General features: G+C 26.9%; 23 protein-coding genes. 11 read left to right on the forward strand and 12 right to left on the reverse strand.

The features are described from left to right. The first annotated feature begins 25 nt into the window (after nucleotides 1–25). The 8 genes from B0174_RS04020 to folE all read left to right on the forward strand — a co-directional run bounded on the left by B0174_RS04020 (nucleotide 26) and on the right by folE (nucleotide 7,238). A complete protein-coding gene (locus B0174_RS04020; protein WP_228156411.1) occupies nucleotides 26–457 on the forward strand; it encodes a magnesium chelatase subunit ChlI family protein in 432 nt (143 codons plus the stop codon). A 79-nt stretch (nucleotides 458–536) separates the two neighbouring features. After that, nucleotides 537–1,421: a GTPase Era gene (era, locus tag B0174_RS04025; RefSeq protein WP_108558370.1), complete on the forward strand. Its 885-nt coding sequence runs from the start codon at nucleotides 537–539 to the stop codon at nucleotides 1,419–1,421. Between the two features lie 136 nt (nucleotides 1,422–1,557). Further along, the gene (locus tag B0174_RS04030; protein ID WP_108558371.1) at nucleotides 1,558–2,445 is read left to right on the forward strand and encodes a hypothetical protein; all 888 of its coding nucleotides are present in this window, start codon (nucleotides 1,558–1,560) and stop codon (nucleotides 2,443–2,445) included. Beyond that, the gene (locus B0174_RS04035; RefSeq protein ID WP_108558372.1) at nucleotides 2,426–3,124 is read left to right on the forward strand and encodes a hypothetical protein; all 699 of its coding nucleotides are present in this window, start codon (nucleotides 2,426–2,428) and stop codon (nucleotides 3,122–3,124) included. The genes B0174_RS04030 and B0174_RS04035 overlap by 20 nt, the downstream gene beginning before the upstream one ends. Further along, nucleotides 3,096–4,457 carry a GspE/PulE family protein gene (locus B0174_RS04040; RefSeq protein WP_108558373.1) on the forward strand — a complete coding sequence of 454 codons (1,362 nt, stop codon included), beginning with the start codon at nucleotides 3,096–3,098 and terminating at the stop codon, nucleotides 4,455–4,457. Before B0174_RS04035 ends, B0174_RS04040 begins: the two co-directional genes overlap by 29 nt. After that, nucleotides 4,457–5,647: a type II secretion system F family protein gene (locus B0174_RS04045; protein ID WP_108558374.1), complete on the forward strand. Its 1,191-nt coding sequence runs from the start codon at nucleotides 4,457–4,459 to the stop codon at nucleotides 5,645–5,647. The genes B0174_RS04040 and B0174_RS04045 overlap by 1 nt, the downstream gene beginning before the upstream one ends. A gap of 13 nt (nucleotides 5,648–5,660) precedes the next feature. Further along, nucleotides 5,661–6,623: a magnesium/cobalt transporter CorA gene (corA, locus tag B0174_RS04050; protein ID WP_108558375.1), complete on the forward strand. Its 963-nt coding sequence runs from the start codon at nucleotides 5,661–5,663 to the stop codon at nucleotides 6,621–6,623. A 42-nt stretch (nucleotides 6,624–6,665) separates the two neighbouring features. Further along, a complete protein-coding gene (gene folE / locus B0174_RS04055; RefSeq protein ID WP_108558376.1) occupies nucleotides 6,666–7,238 on the forward strand; it encodes a GTP cyclohydrolase I FolE in 573 nt (190 codons plus the stop codon). A 30-nt stretch (nucleotides 7,239–7,268) separates the two neighbouring features. Here folE and B0174_RS04060 read toward each other — a convergent pair whose 3' ends face one another. Continuing rightward, nucleotides 7,269–8,456 carry a peptidoglycan DD-metalloendopeptidase family protein gene (locus tag B0174_RS04060; protein ID WP_108558377.1) on the reverse strand — a complete coding sequence of 396 codons (1,188 nt, stop codon included), beginning with the start codon at nucleotides 8,454–8,456 and terminating at the stop codon, nucleotides 7,269–7,271. Nucleotides 8,457–8,535: 79 nt separating this feature from the next. Between B0174_RS04060 and B0174_RS04065 the strand changes: the two genes are divergently transcribed. Both B0174_RS04065 and purL read left to right on the forward strand, forming a co-directional pair. Beyond that, nucleotides 8,536–9,495, forward strand: coding sequence for a L,D-transpeptidase family protein (locus tag B0174_RS04065; protein WP_108558475.1), 960 nt, complete (start codon nucleotides 8,536–8,538; stop codon nucleotides 9,493–9,495). Nucleotides 9,496–9,559: 64 nt separating this feature from the next. Further along, entirely contained in the window at nucleotides 9,560–11,773 is a 2,214-nt protein-coding gene (gene purL / locus B0174_RS04070) for a phosphoribosylformylglycinamidine synthase subunit PurL (protein WP_108558378.1), read from the forward strand. Between the two features lie 23 nt (nucleotides 11,774–11,796). Here purL and B0174_RS04075 read toward each other — a convergent pair whose 3' ends face one another. From B0174_RS04075 to B0174_RS04125, 11 genes are all read right to left on the reverse strand, one after another. Continuing rightward, nucleotides 11,797–12,246, reverse strand: a complete 450-nt coding sequence (locus tag B0174_RS04075) for a hypothetical protein (protein ID WP_108558379.1) — start codon at nucleotides 12,244–12,246, stop codon at nucleotides 11,797–11,799. 1 nt (nucleotide 12,247) lies between these two features. Further along, nucleotides 12,248–12,895, reverse strand: a complete 648-nt coding sequence (locus B0174_RS04080) for an ABC transporter ATP-binding protein (RefSeq protein WP_108558380.1) — start codon at nucleotides 12,893–12,895, stop codon at nucleotides 12,248–12,250. Next, entirely contained in the window at nucleotides 12,895–13,800 is a 906-nt protein-coding gene (locus B0174_RS04085; RefSeq protein WP_108558381.1) for a NapH/MauN family ferredoxin-type protein, read from the reverse strand. The genes B0174_RS04080 and B0174_RS04085 overlap by 1 nt, the downstream gene beginning before the upstream one ends. Before the next feature lie 18 nt (nucleotides 13,801–13,818). Further along, entirely contained in the window at nucleotides 13,819–14,319 is a 501-nt protein-coding gene (locus tag B0174_RS04090) for a c-type cytochrome (RefSeq protein WP_108558382.1), read from the reverse strand. Then, nucleotides 14,316–14,915, reverse strand: a complete 600-nt coding sequence (locus tag B0174_RS04095; RefSeq protein ID WP_108558383.1) for a c-type cytochrome — start codon at nucleotides 14,913–14,915, stop codon at nucleotides 14,316–14,318. Before B0174_RS04095 ends, B0174_RS04090 begins: the two co-directional genes overlap by 4 nt. Then, a complete protein-coding gene (locus tag B0174_RS04100; protein ID WP_108558384.1) occupies nucleotides 14,912–15,643 on the reverse strand; it encodes a 4Fe-4S dicluster domain-containing protein in 732 nt (243 codons plus the stop codon). The genes B0174_RS04095 and B0174_RS04100 overlap by 4 nt, the downstream gene beginning before the upstream one ends. 9 nt (nucleotides 15,644–15,652) lie before the next feature. After that, on the reverse strand, nucleotides 15,653–16,864 hold the full coding sequence (gene nosD, locus B0174_RS04105) for a nitrous oxide reductase family maturation protein NosD (protein ID WP_108558385.1): 1,212 nt from the start codon (nucleotides 16,862–16,864) through the stop codon (nucleotides 15,653–15,655). A gap of 9 nt (nucleotides 16,865–16,873) precedes the next feature. After that, nucleotides 16,874–17,656: a cytochrome C gene (locus B0174_RS04110; protein WP_108558386.1), complete on the reverse strand. Its 783-nt coding sequence runs from the start codon at nucleotides 17,654–17,656 to the stop codon at nucleotides 16,874–16,876. A gap of 170 nt (nucleotides 17,657–17,826) precedes the next feature. Continuing rightward, nucleotides 17,827–20,424 (reverse strand): Sec-dependent nitrous-oxide reductase, encoded by a 2,598-nt coding sequence (nosZ, locus tag B0174_RS04115; protein ID WP_108558387.1) that lies wholly within the window; start codon nucleotides 20,422–20,424, stop codon nucleotides 17,827–17,829. Between the two features lie 148 nt (nucleotides 20,425–20,572). Beyond that, nucleotides 20,573–21,067, reverse strand: coding sequence for a nitrous oxide reductase accessory protein NosL (locus B0174_RS04120; protein WP_108558388.1), 495 nt, complete (start codon nucleotides 21,065–21,067; stop codon nucleotides 20,573–20,575). 21 nt (nucleotides 21,068–21,088) lie between these two features. Beyond that, complete coding sequence (locus B0174_RS04125; RefSeq protein WP_108558389.1) at nucleotides 21,089–21,916, reverse strand: ABC transporter permease; 828 nt, start codon at nucleotides 21,914–21,916, stop codon at nucleotides 21,089–21,091. A gap of 182 nt (nucleotides 21,917–22,098) precedes the next feature. Between B0174_RS04125 and purH the strand changes: the two genes are divergently transcribed. Further along, on the forward strand, nucleotides 22,099–23,631 hold the full coding sequence (purH, locus tag B0174_RS04130; RefSeq protein ID WP_108558390.1) for a bifunctional phosphoribosylaminoimidazolecarboxamide formyltransferase/IMP cyclohydrolase: 1,533 nt from the start codon (nucleotides 22,099–22,101) through the stop codon (nucleotides 23,629–23,631). Nucleotides 23,632–23,670 lie beyond the last annotated feature (39 nt).

Here is a 23,670-nt window from a genome sequence, read left to right on the forward strand (position 1 = left end):
TCATATACTCCATAATTATTTATAAATTGTAGCAAAGTTCAATGGAAATGTCAGCAGATGTAATGAACTTGAAATTCAAAGATATAAAAACCGTTTAAGTGAGCCATTTTTAGATAGGATTGATTTATATGTGGTTATGAATGATAGTTTTAGTGATAATAAAAATATTGTAAGTTCAAAAGAACTTCATGAAAATATATTAAAAGCATTTGTTAAACAAAAAACTAGAGGACAAAAAGAATTAAATGGAAAATTATCTGAAGAAGATATAAAGAAGTACTGTATTTTAGATAATGAAGCAAAGGAGATATTAGAAAAAGCTAGATTAAATTATCAGTTAACATTTAGAAGTATAAATAAAGTGTTAAAGGTTGCCCGAACTATTGCTGATTTAAATGATAATGAAATTATTTCAAAAAATGACTTATTAAAAAGCTTGAATTTTAGAAGAAGATAAAATCATCTCAATTTATTGTATAATGCAAAAAAACTAGATTTTACGAAGAAATTTTCGTATTGATTACAAAGGAATTAAAATGACAAAATGCGGATATGTTTCTGTTGTTGGGCGACCAAATGCAGGGAAAAGTTCACTTTTAAATTGGCTTGTTGGTGAAAAAATCGCTATGGTTTCTCACAAAGCTAATGCTACAAGAAAAAGATCAAATATAATTGTAATGCACAATGATGATCAAATTGTATTTATTGATACTCCAGGTATCCATGAAACGGAAAAATTATTAAATCAATTTATGTTAGATGAAGCATTAAAAGCGATGGGTGATTGTGATTTAATTTTATTTTTAGCACCAATTACTGATAAAGTTTCACACTATGAAGACTTTTTAGTAAAAAATAAAAAAGGTGTAAAACATATTTTATTACTTACAAAAATAGATTTTGTATCAAATGCAGAAGTTTTAGAAAAAATAAAAGAGTATGAAAAATATAATGATAAATATGAAGCTATTATTCCTATTTCTATTAAAAAACAAACTACACAAGCTGATATTTTAAATGATGTAGTAAAACATTTACCAGTTCATCCATATTTATTTGACCCTGAAATTATGACAACTGAACATTTAAGAGATCTTTTTAAAGAGTTTATACGAGAGTCAATTTTTGATAATATTAGTGATGAAATACCTTATGAAACTGATGTTATGATAAATAAAGTTGATGAAAAACCAGGTGTTGATGTTATTAAAGCTACAATAATTGTACAAAAAGGTACGCAAAAAGGTATGATTATTGGTAAAGACGCAACTGCAATTAAAAGAATTGGAAAAGATGCAAGACTTAAAATAGAAAAACTAACTGGCAAAAAATGCTATCTTGAACTTTTTGTTTCAATCAAAAAAGGTTGGACAAAAAATAGACAAGGCCTAAAAGAACTAGGTTACGATGTAACTTTCTAAAAGAGGATTTTCCCTCTTTTAATACTCTTATTAAAATTTTCATAAAATATATAATTTAAAATTTTATTAATTAAATTAAGCAATAATTTATTATACTTGTTCAAATAATAAAATAAATTATAATATGGACTATTTTATGTCAATTTATGCTTCGAATAATGAAATAAAATCACTACTAATTGATGTTTCTGAAGAAATAGAAAATAAGAATTTAAAGAAATTTATTTTTACTTCTTTAAAACTCAATAATTTTGAAATTAGTAAAAATGATTTTGTTCATATAAATTTCATTTCTGAATTAAAACAATATCAAGTTCTAATTTTCCCAAATCACTATAAAAACACTATTTTTCAAATATTTGAGTTATATTATTTGGATGAAAAAGATTTTAATAAATTTGATTTATATTTTAATGATGATTTTTTTTGTTTGTATAAAAATGGAAAATTCTATTATTTTCAGAATCTTCAATCTGAAATTTTTATTGAAGAATTAATCGAATTTATAAATAAAAAATTTTCTATTACTCTTGATAGTTTTAAAGTTATTCAAAAAAAATCTTGTGAAGATTTAAAAAATGAATATTCAAAAAAGGCTCTTAAAAATAAACTTGAAAATTTTAATATAAAAAATGATTATAGTTTTAAAATCTATGTATTTTATATATTAATTATTATCTCTTGTTTTACTTTTTATTTATATGAGAATCAAATAAAAAATGAAGAAAATGAGACTAAAATTGTAGAAGAAAATCAATTTGATAAATTAAAAAAAGAGCATTTTTTTACTTCTATTTCTTTAGATTTTAATAACATAGTTGAATTATTGAAAAAATATGATTTAAATTTAAAATTATTTGAATATAAAGATAATAAACAAAAGATTGTATTTTCATCTTTTATAAAATCTGATATTTACTCTTTTTTTGGTGAACTAAAAGATAATCTAATTACACAAGAGGTTAATTATTTTGAGAATGAGAAAAATTATGAAGCGGTAATTTATGTTAAATTATCTAAATAATAAATTTATAAATAGTGCATTTAAAACTAAAATTGAATTATATTTACTTCCTTTATTGCTTTTATATCTTTGTTATTTTCTTTTAGACTTTAATTTAAATCAAAATTTAGAAATAAAAGAAATAAAAGCAAAAGTTGATTTAAACTATTCGAATAAAGAATTTAAGGATTCTTTTTTAGACTTATTTTCAAATCTTGAAGATTATGCTTTACAAAATCAAATAATAATTTTCACTCTTACAAATAATAAAAAAGTTTTTACAATAAAAGCAAAAGCAAATTTGATAAAAATAGAAAATTTTATTAAAAAGATTGAAAATCTAAATAATTTTTCAAAAATAAAAACTTTGACTTTAAATAAGTTGGATTTGGATAATTATATATTTGAAATGGAAGTTGATTTAAATAAATTTTATATCAAAAAATTACATAAAGATGGAGATATTCAAGAAATTAAACAAAAAGTAATAATTACAAATAATGAAAAAACAAAAGAGTATAAAATAAATGCAATTATTTCAGATTATGCTTTTATAAATGAACTTTGGCTTAAAAAAGATGAAAAAATTGATGATTTAATACTTACTAAAATAGAAAAGAATTTTGTAATTTTAGAAAATGAAGAAAAAAAAATAATATTAGAGTTAAACAATGAAAACAATATTAAAAACCTTAATTGATTATTCATTATTTGAAAAATATGATAAAGAGTATTTTGTAAAAAATAGAATTTTACCACTTTTTGAGAATGAAATAAGCATAAAAATCGCTATTTGTAAAAGTTCAAAATTAGAAACTATAAAAAATGATTTTAATAAAATGATTAGTTTTCTTGAGATTGAAGAGTTAGAACTTCTTTTTATGTTAAGTCATATTGAGGAAAAATGTTTATTATATTCTTGGGCTTTAAAAGCAATTTCTCAAAATTCTCTTGAAAAATATATAGATAAATTTTTGCAAGAATTATTATCTTTTTCTATAAACTCAAGAGCAAGTGATATTCATATAGAACAATATAAAGATGTAGTTTTATTTAAATTTAGAATTGATGGACGATTAAAAACTTTTTTTACTTTTAATAGTGAGTTTTTTAAACTAATTTCATCATATATAAAATTGATTTCTACTTTAGATATGACGCAGATTCGTTTGCCACAAGATGGAAGATTTGCTTTAAATATAGAAGATAAAAAGTATGATTTTAGAGTTTCAACAATGCCAACACTTGAAGCTGAATCAATAGTTTTAAGAATTTTGGATAATAAAAATATTAATAAAAATCTTCAAACTTTAGGAATATCTTCAAATTTATTTGAGATTTTAATCCAAGCATTAAAATTAACCCAGGGGTTGATTTTAATTTCAGGACCTACAGGAAGTGGAAAAACTACAACTTTATATTCAATTTTACAAGAGTTAAATTGTGAAGAAAAAAAGATAATTACCGTTGAAGACCCAATAGAGTATAAAATTGATTCAATTTGTCAAATTCCCATAAATAATAAAATAGGTCTTAGTTTTGAATTGGTGCTAAAAAATATTTTAAGACAAGATCCTGACATTATTTTTATAGGAGAAATTAGGGATAAATTTTCTTTAGATATTGCATTACAAGCTTCATTAACAGGACATTTAGTGATTGCCAGTATTCATGCAAATAACGCAATAGAAACGATTTTAAGGCTTATAGATTTACAAGCTGATCCATTTTTAATTTCAAGTACTTTAAAGCTTGTGATGGCTCAACGATTGGTTTTAAATTATTGTAATTTTTGTGCTTCACAAGGATGTCCAAAGTGTAATTATACAAAATATTATGATAGAACAATAATTGCTGAGATTTTAAAAGTAGATGAAAAAATATCCTCAATGATATTTAAAAAATCAGATATAAATGAAATAAAAGATTATCTAGAAAAAATAAATTTCAAGACAATAATTGACGATGGAAAACAAAAAGTAAAACAAAACCAAACCTCTTTAGAAGAAGTTTACAAAGTTGCTAGTTTTTGATGAAAAAATATAAAATAAAATATCAAGATAAAAATGAAATAAAAGAGTTGATTTTTGAAACAAAAAATTTATCAAATAAAAAATTACCTTCAAATATTATTGAAATAAAAGAGTATAAAAACTATTTTGATTTTACATTATTAAAAAAAAGAAGAATAAATGATAAAAAACTAAATCTACTTTTTTATGAATTAAATTTGATGTTACAAGCAAATATAAATCTTAGTGATGCTCTTGATATTTTGATTAAAAATAAAAAAGATAAAAATATTATTGCTTTTTTAGAAGTTATTAAATATAGTTTTTCAAATGCAAAACCAATAGAAAGAAATCTAGATGAATTTTATATAAATAATTTAGTTATATCATTTTTAAAAATATCGCAAAATAATGGAAATATCGCTTTAAATATCAAAGCTTTAAGTAATTTATTACTTGAAAATTATGAGATAAAAAAAGCATTTATAAAAGCTATTTCGTATCCAATACTTTTGATTATAAGTTTTATTTTATCTTTAATATCAATTTTCCTTTTTGTTATTCCAAAGTTTAAAATGATTTTTAGTCAAACTTCTACAGAACTTCCCTTAGCTACAAAAATATTATTAAAAACACAGTATATTTTAGAAAATTATTTCCTAGGAATAGTTTTGTTTTTTTGCTCTTTAATGATTCTTTTTTTCTATTTATATAAATATCATGAAAAGTTTAGTTATTTTATAGACAAGTTTTTAATAGTGAAATTATTTTTAATAAAAGAAATTTATTTAAATATGCAACTTTATAAACTCTTTCTAGTAATTGATATTATGTTGAAATCAAATTATGAATTTTACAAAGCTTTCATTTCTTCAAGAATTTTATTAAAAAACAAATATCTATTAGATAAAATGTATCTAATTGATAATTTATTACAAAATGGAAAAAGTATCAATGACTCTTTTTTTAAAACACAAATATTTGATGATATTGTTTTGAATCTGATAAATACAGGAGAAGTTTCAAACTCTTTGTGTATTACGATAGAGGAAATAAAAAAGATTTATAAAAATAGATTTAATGATAAAATGAATTTGCTAACATCATTAATACAACCCATATTTTTAATTGTTATTATGGGATTAATACTTTGGATTGTATTAGCGATTTTTATGCCGATATGGGATATGGGAAATATGATAAAAGTTTGAAAAGGAGGTTACTTTGATTAGCTGTTATATCAAAAAAGGAAATAAACTTAATGTTCTTGAGGGAGTAGAATCTCTTGAAAGTTTTGAAAGCAACGATGATAAAAATAGTGTAATTTGGATTGATATGCTACTTCCAAATATTGAAGAGATTAGAGCAGTTGAAAATATGTTTGATATGAAATTTCCAACAAAACAAGAGAGTGAAGAAATTGAGCTGAGTTCTAGATATTGGGAAGAGAATAATAGAATAGAAATAAATAGTTATTTTTTGATAAATGACAATAATTCAGCTTTTAATGAAACGGTATCTTTTATTTTACAAGGAAATCTTTTAATATCAGTAAGATATAAAAAGTTACAAAGTTTTAATACATTTACAAAAAAACTTTTAATTTCGCCAAGAGAGTTTAAAACAGGATATTCAATTTTTTGCCAAATTATTGATATTAGAATTGATGCAGATGCTGATACTATTGAGAATTTATCAAAAGAGATAACAAAAATCAGAAAACATGTATTTACAGATTATTCAAATGATGATGAGGAAATACTTGAAAAAATCTCTACATTTGAAGATTTAAATATGAAAATTAGAGAGAACTTAACTGATAAACAAAGAATATTAAATTCACTTTTAAAGTCACAAAAATTTGTGGACGATAAACATGAGTTACCAATTATGTTAAAAGATATTAAGTCATTAATTGATCATACTAATTTTAATTTTGAAAGATTAGATTATTTACAAAATATTTTTATTGGTATTTTGAGTATTGAACAAAATAAAGTTATAAAAATATTTACAATTGTAAATGTAATTTTTCTTCCACCAACGCTAATTGCTAGTATTTATGGCATGAACTTTGATTTTATACCTGAATTACATTGGGAATATGGATATATAATATCTATTGTGCTTATGGTAATTTCATCAATTACGCCAATTTTGATTTTTAAGAAAAAGGGTTGGATTTAATATTAAAAGTTATATAAAAAAATTTTAAAGGAAAAATATTTTATGAGTAATGAAATAGAATTTGAAAATGCTATAAAAAAGATTTTAGAGCATATTGGAGAGGATGTAACAAGAGAAGGTTTAATTGATACTCCCAAAAGAGTAAGAAAAGCTTATGAGTTTATGTGTAGTGGTTATAATCAAGACCCAAAAGAGATTCTTGAAAAAGCTCTTTTTACTTCAACAAATGATGAAATGGTAGTTGTAAAAGATATAGAATTTTATTCTCAATGTGAACATCATATGTTACCAATAATAGGAAAAGTTCATGTGGCTTATATTCCTAATGGAAAAGTAGTTGGGCTTTCAAAAATCCCAAGAGTTGTGGATGTTTTTGCTCGAAGATTACAAATTCAAGAGCAGTTAACTGAACAAATTTGTGATGCTTTAAATGAACATTTAAAACCAAAAGGTGTAGCTGTTATGATTGATGCTAGACATATGTGTATGGAAATGAGAGGGGTTGAAAAGATTTGTTCTACAACAGTTACTTCTGCACTTAGAGGGTTATTTAAGTCAAACAAAAAAACTAAAGATGAGTTTTTATCAATAGTTGCTCCATCACTTCATAAATAAATCAATAGAATTTTTCTATTGATTTATTATTTAAAAAATATTAATTTCACTTTTATCAGTAGTTCTTTCTAATCTTGTAGGAATCTTTTTATTTTCTTTTTTAAGTTCATTATCAATTTTTTGTTGATAGTTTTTACTAATTGCTAAAAAGGCAACTCTTTCTTTATTATCTAATCCATCATTACTTGGTTTATTAATAACCGTAAGAGGATCAATTGCTGTTCCATTTTTATATAAACCTAAGTGTAAATGTGGACCTGAACTTAATCCTGTATTTCCAACATATCCTATTAATTCACCTTTTTTAATATTTATACCTTGTTTAACACTTTTTGCAAAATCACTTTGATGGGCGTATAGCGTTTTATAGCCATTATTATGATTTATAATTGTGGTTTTTCCATAACCACCTTTTATTCCAAGAAATTCTATTTTTCCATCTGCTGCTGCGTATATTGTTCTTCCAACAGGTGCTGAGAAATCTGTTCCTAAATGGGCTCTATATCTTTGTAAAATAGGATGCCATCGTTTATTTGTAAATTCACTTGATATTCTAGTGTAACTTATAGGAACTTGAAAAAAATAAGATTTTGTAAATCCTGTACCTTTTTCATCATAATATTTGTCATCTTTTGGGTTTTTAAATCTGAAATAAGAAGTTCCATCTATTTGTACCATTGCAGCTTTTAAATCAGGCATTCCAAGTGGTCGTCCAAGATAAGCTTTTTGAGAATACTCTAAGGCAATAAAATCACCCTTTTGCATTTTCCTAAAATTTACACCTTCTGTAAAAATTGATTTTAAAAGAGCTGCTAAAGTTACATCACCTGTTGCTTTTGAAATATCATAAGATACGGATTCTGTAATCTCAATAGCCACTGTTTCTGTATATTCTGTGTAATTTATAGGTAACGTTTGAAATTGATATTTATTGTTACTATCTTTATAAATATGTAGTTGTATATCATCTGAAACTGGTATTAAAACTTGATTCAATTTGCCATCATCATCCGTATATAAATAGAATCTTCTATCGGCTGTTATCTCAGAACACAACTCTTGATCCTCTTTTTCTAAATCAAAATATAATTTTTGAGGAATAGAATATTTTTCTAAAAAAGTTAAAAAAGTCTCACCTCTTGACCAATTTAGCTCTTCTACTTGTGCTGAATATAAGAAATTAAAAAAAATAATAATTGATAAAAAAATTCTTCTCATTGTTTATCCACTTTTTTATTTAATAATTAGGGCAAACATTATACAATGCAAGAACTTAAAGATTAACATGGAGGAATATTTGTTTAGATTTATAATTTTTTTATTACTTGCCTTTAATATGTATGCTGCTGACCTAGTAACATTATATAGATATGAGGGAATTAATTCTGTCGAAAAAGAGATAGAAAATAAGTTAAAAGATGCTACATATTGGCAGGAATACTTAAAAGACAAAAATGTAGATTTTGGTTATTATGAATTTAAAAAATATGTACTTGTTACACAAAAAAATCAATCTGAGATAGCTGTTTACCAAAAAGTAGATAATGATTATAGGTTATTATCAAAAAATAGTGTAATAGTTGGTGAAAATAAAGGTGATAAGTATACAGAAGGTGATAAAAAAACACCAGAGGGTGCTTATGAATTAGTTCAAAAAAGGGTTGGACTAGATAGTTTTTATGGACCTTTTGCCCTTGTAACTTCTTATCCAAATATTTTTGATCAAAGTTTAGATAAAAAAGGTTCTGGAATTTGGATTCATGGAATGCCTCTTTATTCAGGTAGAGAAAATTTTACGAAAGGCTGTATCGCTCTTAATAATAGTGAACTTGAAAATTTAGAAAAAAGTATAGATTTAAATAAATCAATTTTATTAACTTATGGAGATGATTTTAAAAAAGCAACAAAAGAAGAAATGGCATTGGTTTTAAGTAGTATTTATAAATGGAAAGATGCTTGGAAAACTTCTGATATAGATGGATATTTGTCTTTTTATTCTAATAATTTTAAAAGATCAAATAAAACAGATTTTAATCTTTTTAAAGAACAAAAAAAATCAGTGTTTGCTAAAAAAGAACAAAAAACAATTAAATTTATAAATATAGACCTTTCTCCTTATCCAAATTCATTGGGGAAAAATATGTTTAAGGTTTTAATGGATGAAGAATATACAAGTCCAAGTGTAAAATTTAATGGAAAAAAAGAGTTATTTTTAGAAATAGCAAATAATCAAGTAAAAATTCTATCAGAGGATTAAAATAAAATTTAACTCTTTTTAGATATAATCGCCTTAATTTAACAACCATATTTTAAGGCGAAAGATGCAAAAACAAGAGATGAAACTTCAAGAGATAGCACTTGCTCATTCTTTAACACTTGAAGAATTTGAAAATATCAAAAAAATTTTAGGAAGAGAACCAAACTATGTAGAAATTGGTATCTTCTCTGCAATGTGGTCTGAGCATTGCTCATATAAATCAAGTAAAAAGTATTTAAGTGGTTTTCCTACAAAAGCTCCTTGGGTTATTCAAGGTCCTGGTGAAAATGCTGGTGTTATCGACATTGGTGATGGATATGCTGCTGTATTTAAAATGGAATCACACAATCATCCAAGTTTTATTGAACCTTATCAAGGTGCTGCAACTGGAGTTGGGGGAATTTTAAGAGATGTATTTACAATGGGTGCTAGACCTATTGCAAATATGAATTCTATTAGATTTGCTTCAATCGAGGGAGATAGTGAAACTGCAAAAAAACACAGATTTCTTTTAAGAGGTGTTGTGGCTGGTATTGGTGGATATGGTAATTGTATGGGAGTTCCAACAATTGGTGGAGAAACTACTTTTGAAGAGTGTTATGCTGGAAATAATCTTGTAAATGCATTTACAATTGGACTTGCAAAATCTGATGAAATTTTCTTAGGAAAAGCAGAGGGTTTAGGAAATCCTGTAATGTATGTAGGTTCTAAAACTGGTCGTGATGGATTAGGTGGTGCTGTTATGTCAAGTGCTGCATTTACAGAAGATTCTGAATCAAAAAGACCAACTGTTCAAGTTGGAGATCCATTTACTGAAAAATTACTTTTAGAAGCTTGTTTAGAACTATTTAAAGCTGATTTAATTATTGGTATTCAAGATATGGGTGCTGCTGGACTTACTTCATCTTCATTTGAAATGGCAGGAAGATCTGGTTCTGGAATGATTATGCATTTAGATAAAGTTCCAGCACGAGAAGAAGGAATGACTCCTTATGATTTCATGCTTTCAGAATCTCAAGAAAGAATGCTTATTTGTGCTAAAAAAGGTTGTGAACAAGGTGTTATTGACATCTTTGAGAAATGGGAACTTGATGTTGCTGTTATTGGTGAAGTTACAAATACTGGAAATATGGAATTATTTTGGCATGGTGAAAAATGTGCTGAAGTTCCTGTTCAACCAGTTTCTGAACAAGCTCCAATTTTAGATAGACCAACTTCAAAACCTGCGTATTTAGATGGAATTGAAAATATCTCTTTAGATAAAGAACTTTCGAATCAAGCTGTTTTTGATGATTTATTTTCAGATATGGAAGTTGTTGATAAATCTTGGGTTTATTCTCAATATGATTCAATGGTTCAAACAAATACAATCAAAGGTCCAGGTTCTCTTGATGGTTCAAGTATCAGAATCAAAGAAACAGGGAAAGCTCTTTCTATGAGTGCTGATTGTAATACAAGACTTTGTTATATAAATCCAGAATTAGGAGCAGCAGCAGCTGTTATGGAATCTGGAAGAAATGTTGCAATGACAGGAGCAGTTCCAAAAGCAATTACAGATTGTTTAAATTTTGGAAATCCTACAAACCCAGAAGTTATGTGGCAATTTGCTGCATCTTGTGAAGGTATTAAAAGTGCTTGTAGAGCATTAAATACACCTGTAATTGGTGGAAATGTTTCTTTATATAATGAAACAAATGGAGTTGGAGTTTTCCCAACACCATCAATTGCAATGGTTGGAATAAATGAAGATGCTAATAAAGTATTACCATCAGCTCTTCAAGAAAATGGAAATATTTTATATCTTTTAGGTGAAACAAAATCTGAATTTGGTGCTTCTTTATATATGAAAAAGATGTATGGAAAAGTTGCTGGTGTTCACCCTGAAGTAAACTTTGAAAAAGAATTAGCTTTATGGAACACTGTAATTGAAGCAAATAAATTAGGTTTATTAAAATCTGCAAAAGATGTAAACATTGGTGGAATTGCAATAAGTGCATCAAAAATGGCAGTTGTGGGTAATAAAGGAATTGAGATATCAGTATCATTAAATGATTCAAAAGATATTTTCTCTGAGTCTTTAAGTAGAGCAATTGTTGAATTAAGACCTGAAAATTGTCAAGCATTTGAAAAAGTTGCTAAATCATTTAACATTGAATATACTAAAATCGGTCAAGTTGGTGGTGATAAAATTTCTATAAATGATATTTATAAAGATTTAGATAAAGCTAGTTTTGTTTATTTTAATAAATTTAGACAAGTGATTGAACAAGATTTATAATAAAAAGGATTTTTTCCTTTTTATTATTTTTTAGTTTTTAATATTCTTTTTTTCATTTCTTCATAATTAATAACTTCTAATCCTGATTGTATGTCTTCTTTTTGTTCATGTGCTCCAAAACCATAAGCCATTGGTGTAACATTCATAGTGTCGTAAAATGCATTTTTTGCATTTATCCATTTTGCAGTTTTTATATCATTTATCCATATTATTGCTTTATCTTGCCAGTCTATATTATGATCTTTAAACCATAAAATAGCGCAACCAATATCATCAAAAACTTGAGTTTTGCCGTCCATAGGATTTGTTACTTGTACGGTTTGATTTCTATCACTTACAACCATAACACATCTAGCACACATATCTCTATCCCAATGAATTTCTTTAACTTGGGTTGAAACTTTTTTTTCACAAGAACTTAGACTTATTATAATAAAAATAAAGCTTACTAATTTTATAATATTTGAATACATCTTAATCCTTTTTTACTATTTCATCACTAATGATTTTTCCTAAATCCATATAAACTTGACGATTAACAATATCTTTAATTTCATCAAGTCTATGAGTAACAAATAATAAAACCTTGTCATCTTCATTTTGCTCTAAAAGTCTATAAAAATCATCTCTAGCTTTTGGGTCTAAATTAGCTGTTGGTTCATCATAAATTATTATATTGCTCTTTTTTGCTAATGAAATGGCAATTAGCATTTTTTGTTTCATTCCCCCACTTAGTTTAAAAAATGATTTATTTAAATTTGCTGTAATATCCAATTTCATTTCATTTGCATAATGCATAATAAGTTCTTTATCTACATTTGAACTAGCTTGTATATATTGCATTAGTTCATTAAGGCTTAATTTTATTGGAGGTGGAAGTTGAGGAACAAAAGATATATGTTCTAATACTTTAACTCGGTCTTTAATAGGATTTAATCCATTTATTAAAACTTCACCACTATTTGGATGATAATATCCTAATATTGAGCGGATAAGTGTAGTTTTTCCCGCACCATTTGGTCCCATAAGTGCAATATATTCATTTTTTTTAAACTCTATATTTACATTATCAAGTGAAATATGTGAAGAGAATTTTTTTGTTAAATTTTTAACTTCAATCATTATACTAAGCCTTTTATTCTAAAGTCAAATTTCAATGCATCTGAATGACAAACATCAATACATCTCCCACAAAGTGTACAATCAGCCCCCGTTACATATTGAGTTTTTATACCTTTTTCTTTTCTTTCTTCATCATATTTTGCTTTTGTTAAATCCAATACTTGATTTTCAAAACATACATCATGACAAACCATACAATGATCACAATTATCATTCCATTGAACTCTTAAGGCACTAACTTTCCCAATATAACCGTATGTTGTACCAATTGGACAAAGATATGTACACCAAGCACGGCGTGAAAAAAATACTTCTATTAAAAATACTGCAAGAACCCAAACAAGTGCTAAACTCCAGCCATAAGTAATAAATCTACTCATTATTCCAACTACATTAAATGTTTCAAAAACTAAATATCCACTACTAAATGCAAGTATCATAAAAATAAACCAAAATATATGTCTGATTCTATGGTCAAACTTTCTCTCTTTTATGATTTTTTTAGTTACTAAACTATTGTGTAGTTTTTCTCCTATTTCACTTAATAATCCATAAGGACAAACCCAAGAACAATAAGTTCTTCCCCCTATAAAAAGATAAAATAATATAACAGTTACAGTTCCTATAATTATATTTATAGGTAAATGATAAGTTGCTAAAAACATCTGAATAGTCGTAAATGGGTCAATTAAATGAAAACCTAAAAATCTTGAACCATTAAGTGTTCCTTCAAGCGTTTGAATATCTATATGAAATGATAGAAAAAATAATAAATGAATTGAAATTATTATTATCCATCTTTTCATTCTATAAGAAAACTTATTTTTGCCATCTTTTGTCTTATCAAAAAAAGTTGATATAAAACTTGTATTTTTTATAGTTGCTCTACTATTCCATTTATCCATTTTATTTTCCTTTTTTGACTACTTAGTTAAAGCTTCTTTTTTATCTTTGAATCCTGCTATTTCTTTTGCAAAGTTTTTTAAATCTTCATCTTCAAGATTTATTAATAAACCTTTCATTATAAGGTTCTCTTTTCGTCCTGCTTTGAAATCAACTAAGTTTTTATATAAAATAGCTTCTTCTTGACCAAATAATTGAGGACCCATTAATTTTTTTCCATTTTGCATTCCAGAGCCATCAGCTCCATGACAAGAAGCGCATTTACCTTTATATTCATTTGAAACTTCGAATGTTGAAGCGTTACCTGCTTTATCTTTTAGAGTATTTAATTTCTCTTCATCTTCATTTTTTTGTTCTTGTTTCTCATTTGTAATTTTATGAGTAGAAGTATCTTTTATATACTTCATATCTTCAATAATATTTCCAGCTTCTCCACCTTGAAATGCTCTACCAACTAATAGTGTATATGCCATAAGACCTATAATAATTACTGTAAAAATAATAGCTAATGTATTTTTCATCTCATTCCTTTAATTTGTTTATTAAATTCAGAAATCTCATCTGCTAATTTTTTTATATTTTCATCTGACATTTGTTTTACTAAATCAGACATTAATACATTTGCATTCTTATCATTTTTGAATTTCATAATTTTATTAGTTATATAAGTAGAATCTTTATTTAATAAAGATGGTCCAATAATTCCATTTGCATAGTCATTATGACAAGCAGAACATTTAACGATAAACTCTTTACTCAAACTTTTAACCAATAATGAAATTTGTACTTTTTCATAAGGACTTCTTACATTTAAATTTGCATCAATAACAGTTCTTGATTTTTCTCTTATACTTGCATCTTCATTTGCAGGTTTTGAGTTAGGGTCATATTCACTTTTTACATTATATTCATAATAATAAGATTCTGCTTTAGTGTCTGTTTTTTCTTTTTCTGCAACTTTTATCTCTTTTGAATTTGCATTTTCTTCCGTCTCAATTTTTAAAGGAGCTTGTGTATTTTCAATTTTTGTTGAATTATTTTTTTCTTCTTGCTTTTTATTGTCACAGCCACTTATTAGTATAATTAATGCTGTACTTAATATAATCTCTTTTATCATGATTTTATTCCTTTAATATAGTAATCTTCGTAAGTTAATCTAGGTTTTACAACAATTGCAGCTTCAAAAGCTGGACATAATTCTTCACAAGCTCCACATCCAACACATTTATCATAAATTTCAGGTTTCATTCCATTTCCAAATGAAACCATAGAAATAGCACTACTTGCATTTGGAATAGGACACATATCTGCACAAATAGTACAAGGTTTACCCTCAAATTTATCTAATTTGTCTAAAATATCCTGTTCTAATTGTCTACTATTTGGATGAGAATGAATTCTTGTTATTTGCTCTTTAGTTACTAATTCATTTGTTATTGCTATACATTTATTTGGAAATTCTAATACTGCAATTCCCATTTTAATATCTTCTGGTTTTTCACAGGCATGATTAAGTGCTCCACTTGGACAGGCAAGTACGCAAGGAACGGCACTACAAGCATAACATCCTCTTTCTCTTGCATCAATATAAGGAGTTCCAATACCATGTCCTTTTGCCATATCTGATAGTTTGATAGAATGATAAGGGCAAACTTGTAAACATTGACCACACTTAATACATAAAGCTAAAAATTCTTTTTCACTAACAGCTCCAGGAGGTCTTAATTTCATTTGGGCTTGTAATGCATGAGGCGAAATTACAATTCCTGCTCCAAGTGTTAATCCTAATATTCCTAATGTTGAAAATTTTATGAAATCTCTTCTATCTTTTTGTAATTCTTTCATTCTAAATCCTTAGATTTTTAACTTAGGTTCTTTATCACTCATTAGAAAAACAGGCTGTGAAAAAGGTGCTAGTTTTGCTAAAAAATTCAAAAGAGAAATCACAGGTGAACCATAAAAAAACTTTATATTCGAATTATATGCCCACATTTGATCTGCATATTGATAGACTTTGTGAGGAGTATCACCTATATTATCTTTATTAATGTCAAAACCATTGTAGTTATCCCAATAATTGCCAACAATCTCATTTTGCTCTGTTTTTGCACCTCTACTATCATTTATAATATCTTCAATATTTCCTTGAAAGATATTATTTTTAACGACATTATTTTCACTTATTGAGTGAAAATGCAAAGCTTCTGAATTGTATAAAATCTTATTGTTTTCAACCCAATTATTTGTATCAGGTTCAAAAGGAGATCTATCTAAATATATTCCTTGTGCGCAATAAATAATGGTATTATCTTTTAGTGTCATATTTGATACATCTTTTAATCCAATACCCATTCCTGTTGCCCCAAGAGAACTTTGAATCACATTTCCAATTGCCGTTGTATCTTTACTATACATAAAAAATATTCCTACTGAATTTAATTTATAAGTGTTATTTTTTACAAGATTTTTACCAGCATGCATAAAATGTAACGAGTATCTATTTTGTTCACCATAATTATCTTCAATAGTATTTCCATGAGAATACCAAACAACCATATCTCTTGATTTAATTAATGTATTTTTTGAAACGATATTATCATTTGAATACCAAAGTCTAAGACCATCACCTCTTACACCTAATTCCAAATCTTTTGAAGTAATATAATTATTCGAAAAAATAGAATTATTTGTCATTGTAATATCTAATCCAAACAGTGAATCAGTTATCGTACAATCTGACACTTCAGATTGTTTTGAGTTGTTGATTTTTATTGCTGCATCTATTTGGTCGTGTCTATTTCCACTTCCTGTTATTGTCAAGTTTTTTAATGTAACATAAGGGCTAGTTACTAAAATTACAGTACCTTTTTGTTCCCCATCTATAATTACACCATCTTCTTTCCCAATAATTGAGATAGGTTTATTAATTATTATTGAACCTTTATAAACTCCTTTTGGAAGTTTTAAAATTGAACCTTCTTTCGCATTATCAATTGCTTCTTGCAAAATATTTGCATTTAATAAGTTATAAAAAATAAAGAAAAAAAGAATAATAATTTTTGACATTTTGTAACCTTATTTACTTGATTCTTTCATAGCTTTATTTCTTGCAAGTATTGCAAGAAGACTAAAAATTCCTATTAATAAAAGCATATAAAATCCAATTGTTGGATATGAATGGGTTGTAAACTGTGCAATTTTCCCATCACCAAAAACTGTTGGCATAAATGGTTTTATTTTAAATGCTCCCCAATCGTGAAGATTATGTCCAAACCAATATAACCAATATGAATAATCAGCTATAAATAATAATGGCAAAGATGCTGGAATAATCATGATATAAGTTAATATTTTTTTATTAAATAAAATAAAATAAATTATAAATAATGATAATCCTAAAAGAGCATAAATACCAATTTCTCGCTCGATTTGTCCACCTCTCCACATAGGATCCATTCCAACATAGTGGTTTATTGTATTCATTTCGTGAACTTCACCTGAAAATCCATCAAAATGAAAAAATACAGGAATTCCCTCAGGAAAAGCCACTTTAGGATAGTTTGGAGCTTCTAATGAACAAGACCAAATAGGAAGAGAAGCTACTCCAATTTCAGATGATGTTTTAATCATCTCTTTTAGATTATTTTGTGCTTCAGCAGGAGTAGTTGTACTTTTATATCTTCCTTGATTATAAAAATTCCAAACTTTTATAGCTAAAGTAGATATTTCTTCTTTTTTATCATCATGAATTTTATTTAATGTTCCATGAAAAGCTATCATTGGAAAAGTAAAAGATAAAGTCATAATTAATAGTGCAAGAGAAGCAAATATTTTTGATTTTAAAAAACTAGGATGCATTAGAAATTCCTTTCTTTGGAGTTTTAAAGTATAACTTAAACTTATAATTTATACTTTAGGACTTCTTATAATAGTAGAATAACATAATTAAATTTTTTTTATATTGATGCTTATCAATATAAAAAAGGAAGAATTTTATTCTTCCTTTTTATTATCAAACTAAATAAATCTTAGAAAAGATTTGCATTTTCCTCAACCCATTTTAGATATTCAATTATATCTTTAGTCTCTTTTTCACTCATATGTTGATTAGGCATTTTTAGATTAAAGAAATCAATCATACCTTTTACATAAGGATCAGTGTACATTTTTTCAGGGTCTAAAATGAAGTTAGTAACCCATTTTTCACCATTTTCATGTCTTTGTAAAACTCCAGTTAAATCAGGTCCTGAAGAAACTTTTCCAATAACATGGCAACCATTACATCCACCTTCTGCGAATGTTTTTTCACCTCGTGCTGCTTCAGCTGATTGTTTAGTAGCAATTAATTTTACTAATGTATCTTTTGCTCTAATACCAACATCTGCTGTTTTAACCATAAGTTGCCAAATCATATTTTCATATAAAATCGCTTTTTCCATATCTCCAGCTTTTACAGCTTCATCAGATAATTTTTTCTGTGCAGGAATTTTTCCATATTGATCAAGTGCATCTGTAACTAAATCAGCTACAGCTTTATGGTCACCAAATTTATTATCTTTTAAGAACTTAACAACACTTTGAATAACTGCGTCAGTTGCTGTATTAACAGATACTGTTTTGTCATATTCAGCTTTTAGTTGCTCAGGACTCATTGTTTGCATTTTTAGTTTTTGAGCACTTTCATATTTTTTATTAGGATCTTTAACCATTAAATAACCCATCATTTCTAAGTGAAGTGCAGAACAAAACTCTGTACAATAATAAGGGAAAACACCTTCTAAATCAGCTGTAAATTCAAAAGTTGAAGTTTCACCTGGTTCTAAAGATGTATGTAAATTATAATCATTTATAGTAAATCCATGTGTTTCATCTTGAGCTCTTTCAAGATTAGTCATATATAAAGTAACTTTGTCACCTTTATTAACTGTAATTCTTTCAGGATTAATATGAGATCTTACTAATGTTGAATAAATAGTAACATGATTTCCATTTCTTTCTATTCTTTCTTGACCAGCTAAAGTTTTACCAATATGTTGTTCACCTGTTTTAGTATTTGTACCCATGTCGTATCTAACTTTTGGGTGTAATTTACTAGCTCTTATTGAAACAGCTTGGTGAGGTTCACCTAAAGGTAAAGGCATATCAACAAGTAAATCCATTGATTTCCCAGAAATATCAATTAATTGATGATTTTGTGGATGTAAAGGTCCTACATTTTGAAATCTATCAATTGATAATTTATTTAATGCAATGATATATTTCCCTTGTGGATCAGCAGATTTTCCTTCCATTCCAGCCAAGTGACCAATGTTATAGTGAACATTTACTTTATCAAGAACTTTTAAGTTTTTATAATTCCATTTAACAACTTGTGAATCTACATATAATGATGTATAAACTTCACCATCAACAGGAGAAAATTGAGTATGAAGAGGTCCCAGTCCAAGTTCAGCTTGTCCATGTAGAGATTTTTTCATATCTAAAATTGGAATACCATAAGGGTCTTTTCCAATATACTCTTTTTTATCAATTTGTTCTTTTATTTTTTTGAAGTCATAAACAGAAGCATGAGTATCAAGTTTTCCACAAACAATTAAATATTTTCCATCAGGAGATACATCAACTCCGTGTGGAGATTTTGGTTCAGGAATTAAGAATAATGCTTCATTTTTAACAGCAATATCCATTGGAATAATTTTATGGTCATTTATGATTTTTACATTTTTAGGATCTTTTGCAACTTCTGCAAGTTTTTGCCAGTTATATACATGTAAAAAGTCAGTGTCATTTCTACTCATACCAGCTTCATTTGGTGGCATACCAACTTCAATTCCACCTGTGTACATTTCTGTATTAAATGAGTTTGTAAATCCCCATCCGTAACTTTCACCTTTTCCAGCATCACTTAAATCTTGGTTATAAGGAGGCATTTCAATTGTGAATGAGTCTTTTGGCATAATTCGACCGATTTTATCGTCGAATTTCCACATAGTAACTCCACCTCGGTAAGTCTCTTTATAGTCTTCAATTGGATGATAGTTATTGTCATAAGGTGCACCATATTGTGATGCTTCAATTATATATTCTGAGTTTGGAGTAAAAAAAGCTCCTCCGTGATTAGATTTAAATACAGGGTTAGGTACGATTTGTTTTGTTTCAAAATCTTCTAAGTCAATAATTGCAATTCTTGGATTTGCTTTATCATTAATAGCTAACCATTTTCCATCATATTTTCCATCTTTTTCAGATAGTGCAGGGTGATGAGTATCTCCCCAGTTTATCTCTTTTCCTCTAATATTTCCTTGTCTTAATACTTCTAATGAATCTTTATCATAACCGTATCCTTGCCAAGGTTCAGGTGTAAATACACCAATATATTTTAAAATTCTCATAGATGGAACACCATAAACAATTACTTGTCCACTTTGTCCACCTGAACTAAATACAACAAATTCATCTTTAACCCCTGATGGATTATAAGTTTTTGCCGCACGGATTACATCAATTTCAGATAAACCTCTATCTTTCATTACTTTAGATAATTCCACATCAGCAGCTAACAGTGCAGTAGTTGCGATGGTTGTACCTAATAGTAATGAAGATATTTTACTAATTACAGGTTTCATGTTGTTTTCCTTTCCTTGTGTATTAGATTTTTTAATACCTAGTCTATTAAATATCATACACATTCTAACACTTAGAAAAACACATAAAAATGACCTATATCAAGAAATTGTTAATTATTTGTTAATTCTATTATAATAATTAAAGTTATTAGATTCTTCCATTTAATAATCTAATTAATGAATTTTTTACTTCTAAAAAGCTAAAAACCCTTTTTCCATCATTGGTTTTGGCATATTCTTCAGCAGTTTTTTTAGATTCAAAAACGACTAAATCATCACCAGCTGGAGATGTTTTGTTTGAACCATATACAAAAAATGCTTTTTGTGCATCAATAATTTTTAATGTTTTATAATCAGTAACTAAAATATTTTGGAAATCTGATAAACTTTTGATTCCAAAAGCACTCCACTTGTCTTCTGTATAATAAAACTCAAACATTGATTTTGGTGAGCAAAAGAATATGCTTCGTCCATCTTTTAAATCAATTTTACTTGCCCAAGAAGGGTTTTCATATAACTTTATCTTTCTTATTTCGCATGAAGTTTCTTTTGTAAAATTTAGTTCATATTTGATTTCATTTGCAAAACTTGAAATGATAAATAGACCAAAAACTATAAATAAACTTAAAATACTTTTTTTCATAATTAACCTTTTATTTGAATTTTATACTAAATCTTTTTTTGAAAATATTCTATAACCTAAAATCGCAAATAAGATGCCTAAAATTGTAGGATATAAAATAGAAAACATAACAAATGTAGATTGTTTAAATGTATCTAAAATGTAAAATGCAACAGGTCCCATAACTGTTAATTCAGGATCAAATAATGAAATTGCTGCAACTCTAAATATTTCCATTGGATTTGCAAGTGCAAGTGCAATAATAAATGATTCTTCAAATCTATTTTGTAACATTAAAGATATTAATGCAATATCAATAAATGCTAATAAAAAAATCCATATAAAAAATGAAATTCCAAGAGCAACTTCACTTGATTTTACAAAAGAAGATATAAAAAATGCTGTTCCTAAAAAAGCAGATGAAAGAGCAAATAATAATCCAGAATAAAGAAAAAATATTCCCCAAGGAACAGAAGCACCAATAATTGCACCATAAATTACAGCAAATATCATTGCAAAAAATACAGGTAAGAACACAGTAATGAATCTACCTAATATTTTTCCCCAATAATATTGTTTTAATGAAATAGGAAAAGATAACATATATTCCAAAATATGATTATCTCTATCTCCTGAGATTGATCTAACCGTTGTTATTAAAATGAAAATCGGTAAAATAACAATAGTTACTTGAATATACATAAGTAATAATCTACTTAATCCACTAAATCCCATTACTTGAGATTGAGTAACTCCAGCTATAAAAAATAGAGCTATCATTCCGCCAAAAACGAGTGAATAAACAACAAACCATTTTGCTCTGATTGATTCTTTTAAGTCTAAATATGCAATTAGTATTAAGTTTTTCATAATTACCTACCTTATTATTCGGGTATCTTAACATATAATTATCATAGGAATGATTGACATATATCAACGAATAATTTTATTATGAAAGCTATCCCTAACAAATAGTTTTATATAATCACGGCTAATGAAAAAAACAAAATTGCTTTAAAGTGATTAAATACATTATCAAAGGGTATGCATAAATGAGAGCATTAATTAGTGTTAGTGACAAAAGTGGTGTTGAAAATTTTGCCAAAGAGCTTATAACATTAGGTTATGAAATCATTTCAACAGGTGGAACATATAATAAGTTAAAAGATGCAGGAATTGCTGTAATTGAAGCAAATGAAGTTACAAAATTTCCTGAGTGTTTTGAAGGAAGAGTTAAAACTTTAAATCCTTATATTCATGGTGGAATTTTACATAGACGAGATAAACAATCTCATCTTGACCAAGCTCGTGAGTTAGGTGTTGAGGGAATTGATTTAGTTTGTGTAAATCTTTATCCATTTAAAGCAACTATTGAAAAAACTGATGACTTTGAAGAGATTATAGAAAACATTGATATTGGTGGACCAGCGATGGTGCGAAGTGCTGCGAAAAACTTCGATTCTGTTATTATTGTTACTGATGTAATTGATTATGATTTAGTTTTACAAAATCTTAAAAATGATACAAACACTGTTGAATTTAGAAGAGATATGATGATAAAAGCTTATGAACATACAGCTGCTTATGATTCAATGATTGCAAATTATATGAACAAAAGATTTAATGGTGGATTTGGAGCAAAACAATTTATCGTAGGTTCTAAAGTATTTGATACAAGATATGGAGAAAATCCTCATCAAAAAGGTGCTTTATACGAATTTGATACACAGTTTTCAAATAAATTTAAAACTATAAAAGGTGAAGCATCATTTAATAATATGGGTGATATTTCAGGAGCTGCAAAAATTGCTGCTGCTTTTGGAAAAGATAAAGCTGTTTGTATTGTAAAACATGGAAATCCTTGTGGATTTGCTATTAAAGATACACTTTTAGACTCTTATGTTGAAGCACTTAAATGTGATCCTGTTTCTGCATTTGGTGGAGTTGTTGCAGTTAATGGATGTGTTGATAAAGAACTTGCAGAAAAAATGAATGAAATTTTCTTAGAAGTTATATTTGCAGCTAGTTTTACTCCCGAAGCTGTTGCTGTATTTGATTCTAAAAAAAGAATTAAACTTTTTGAGCAAGGAACAACATATTTAGAACTTGCAAATGATATTATTGACTTCAAAAGAGTTGATGGTGGATTTGTATTCCAAGATGCTGATAAAGTAAAAGAAGATGAAGTTAGAAGTTCTGAATTAAAATCAAAAAGAATCGCAACGGAACAAGAAGTAAAAGATATGGAAATCGCATATAAAATTGCTAGTTTAACAAAATCAAACTGCGTAGTTTATGTAAAAGATTCTGCAATGGTAGCCGTTGGTATGGGAATGACTTCAAGAGTTGATGCTTCTAAAGCTGCTTTAAGAAAAGCAGAAGATATGGGAATAGATGTTACAGGTGCTGTTTTAGCTTCTGAAGCATTTTTTCCATTTAGAGATAGCATTGATGCAGCAGCAGAGGCTGGTGTTAAATGTGTAATTGAACCAGGTGGAAGTATCAGAGATGATGAAATTATTGAAGCTGCAAATGAGTTTGGTATTGCTTTATATTTCTCAGGGATTAGACACTTTTTACACTAACAGTTAATAAAATAACATCATAAATTTAGGTAAATTTAT

The sequence above is a fragment of the Arcobacter caeni genome (genome assembly GCF_003063245.1).
In the GTDB taxonomy this organism is placed as follows: domain Bacteria; phylum Campylobacterota; class Campylobacteria; order Campylobacterales; family Arcobacteraceae; genus Aliarcobacter; species Aliarcobacter caeni.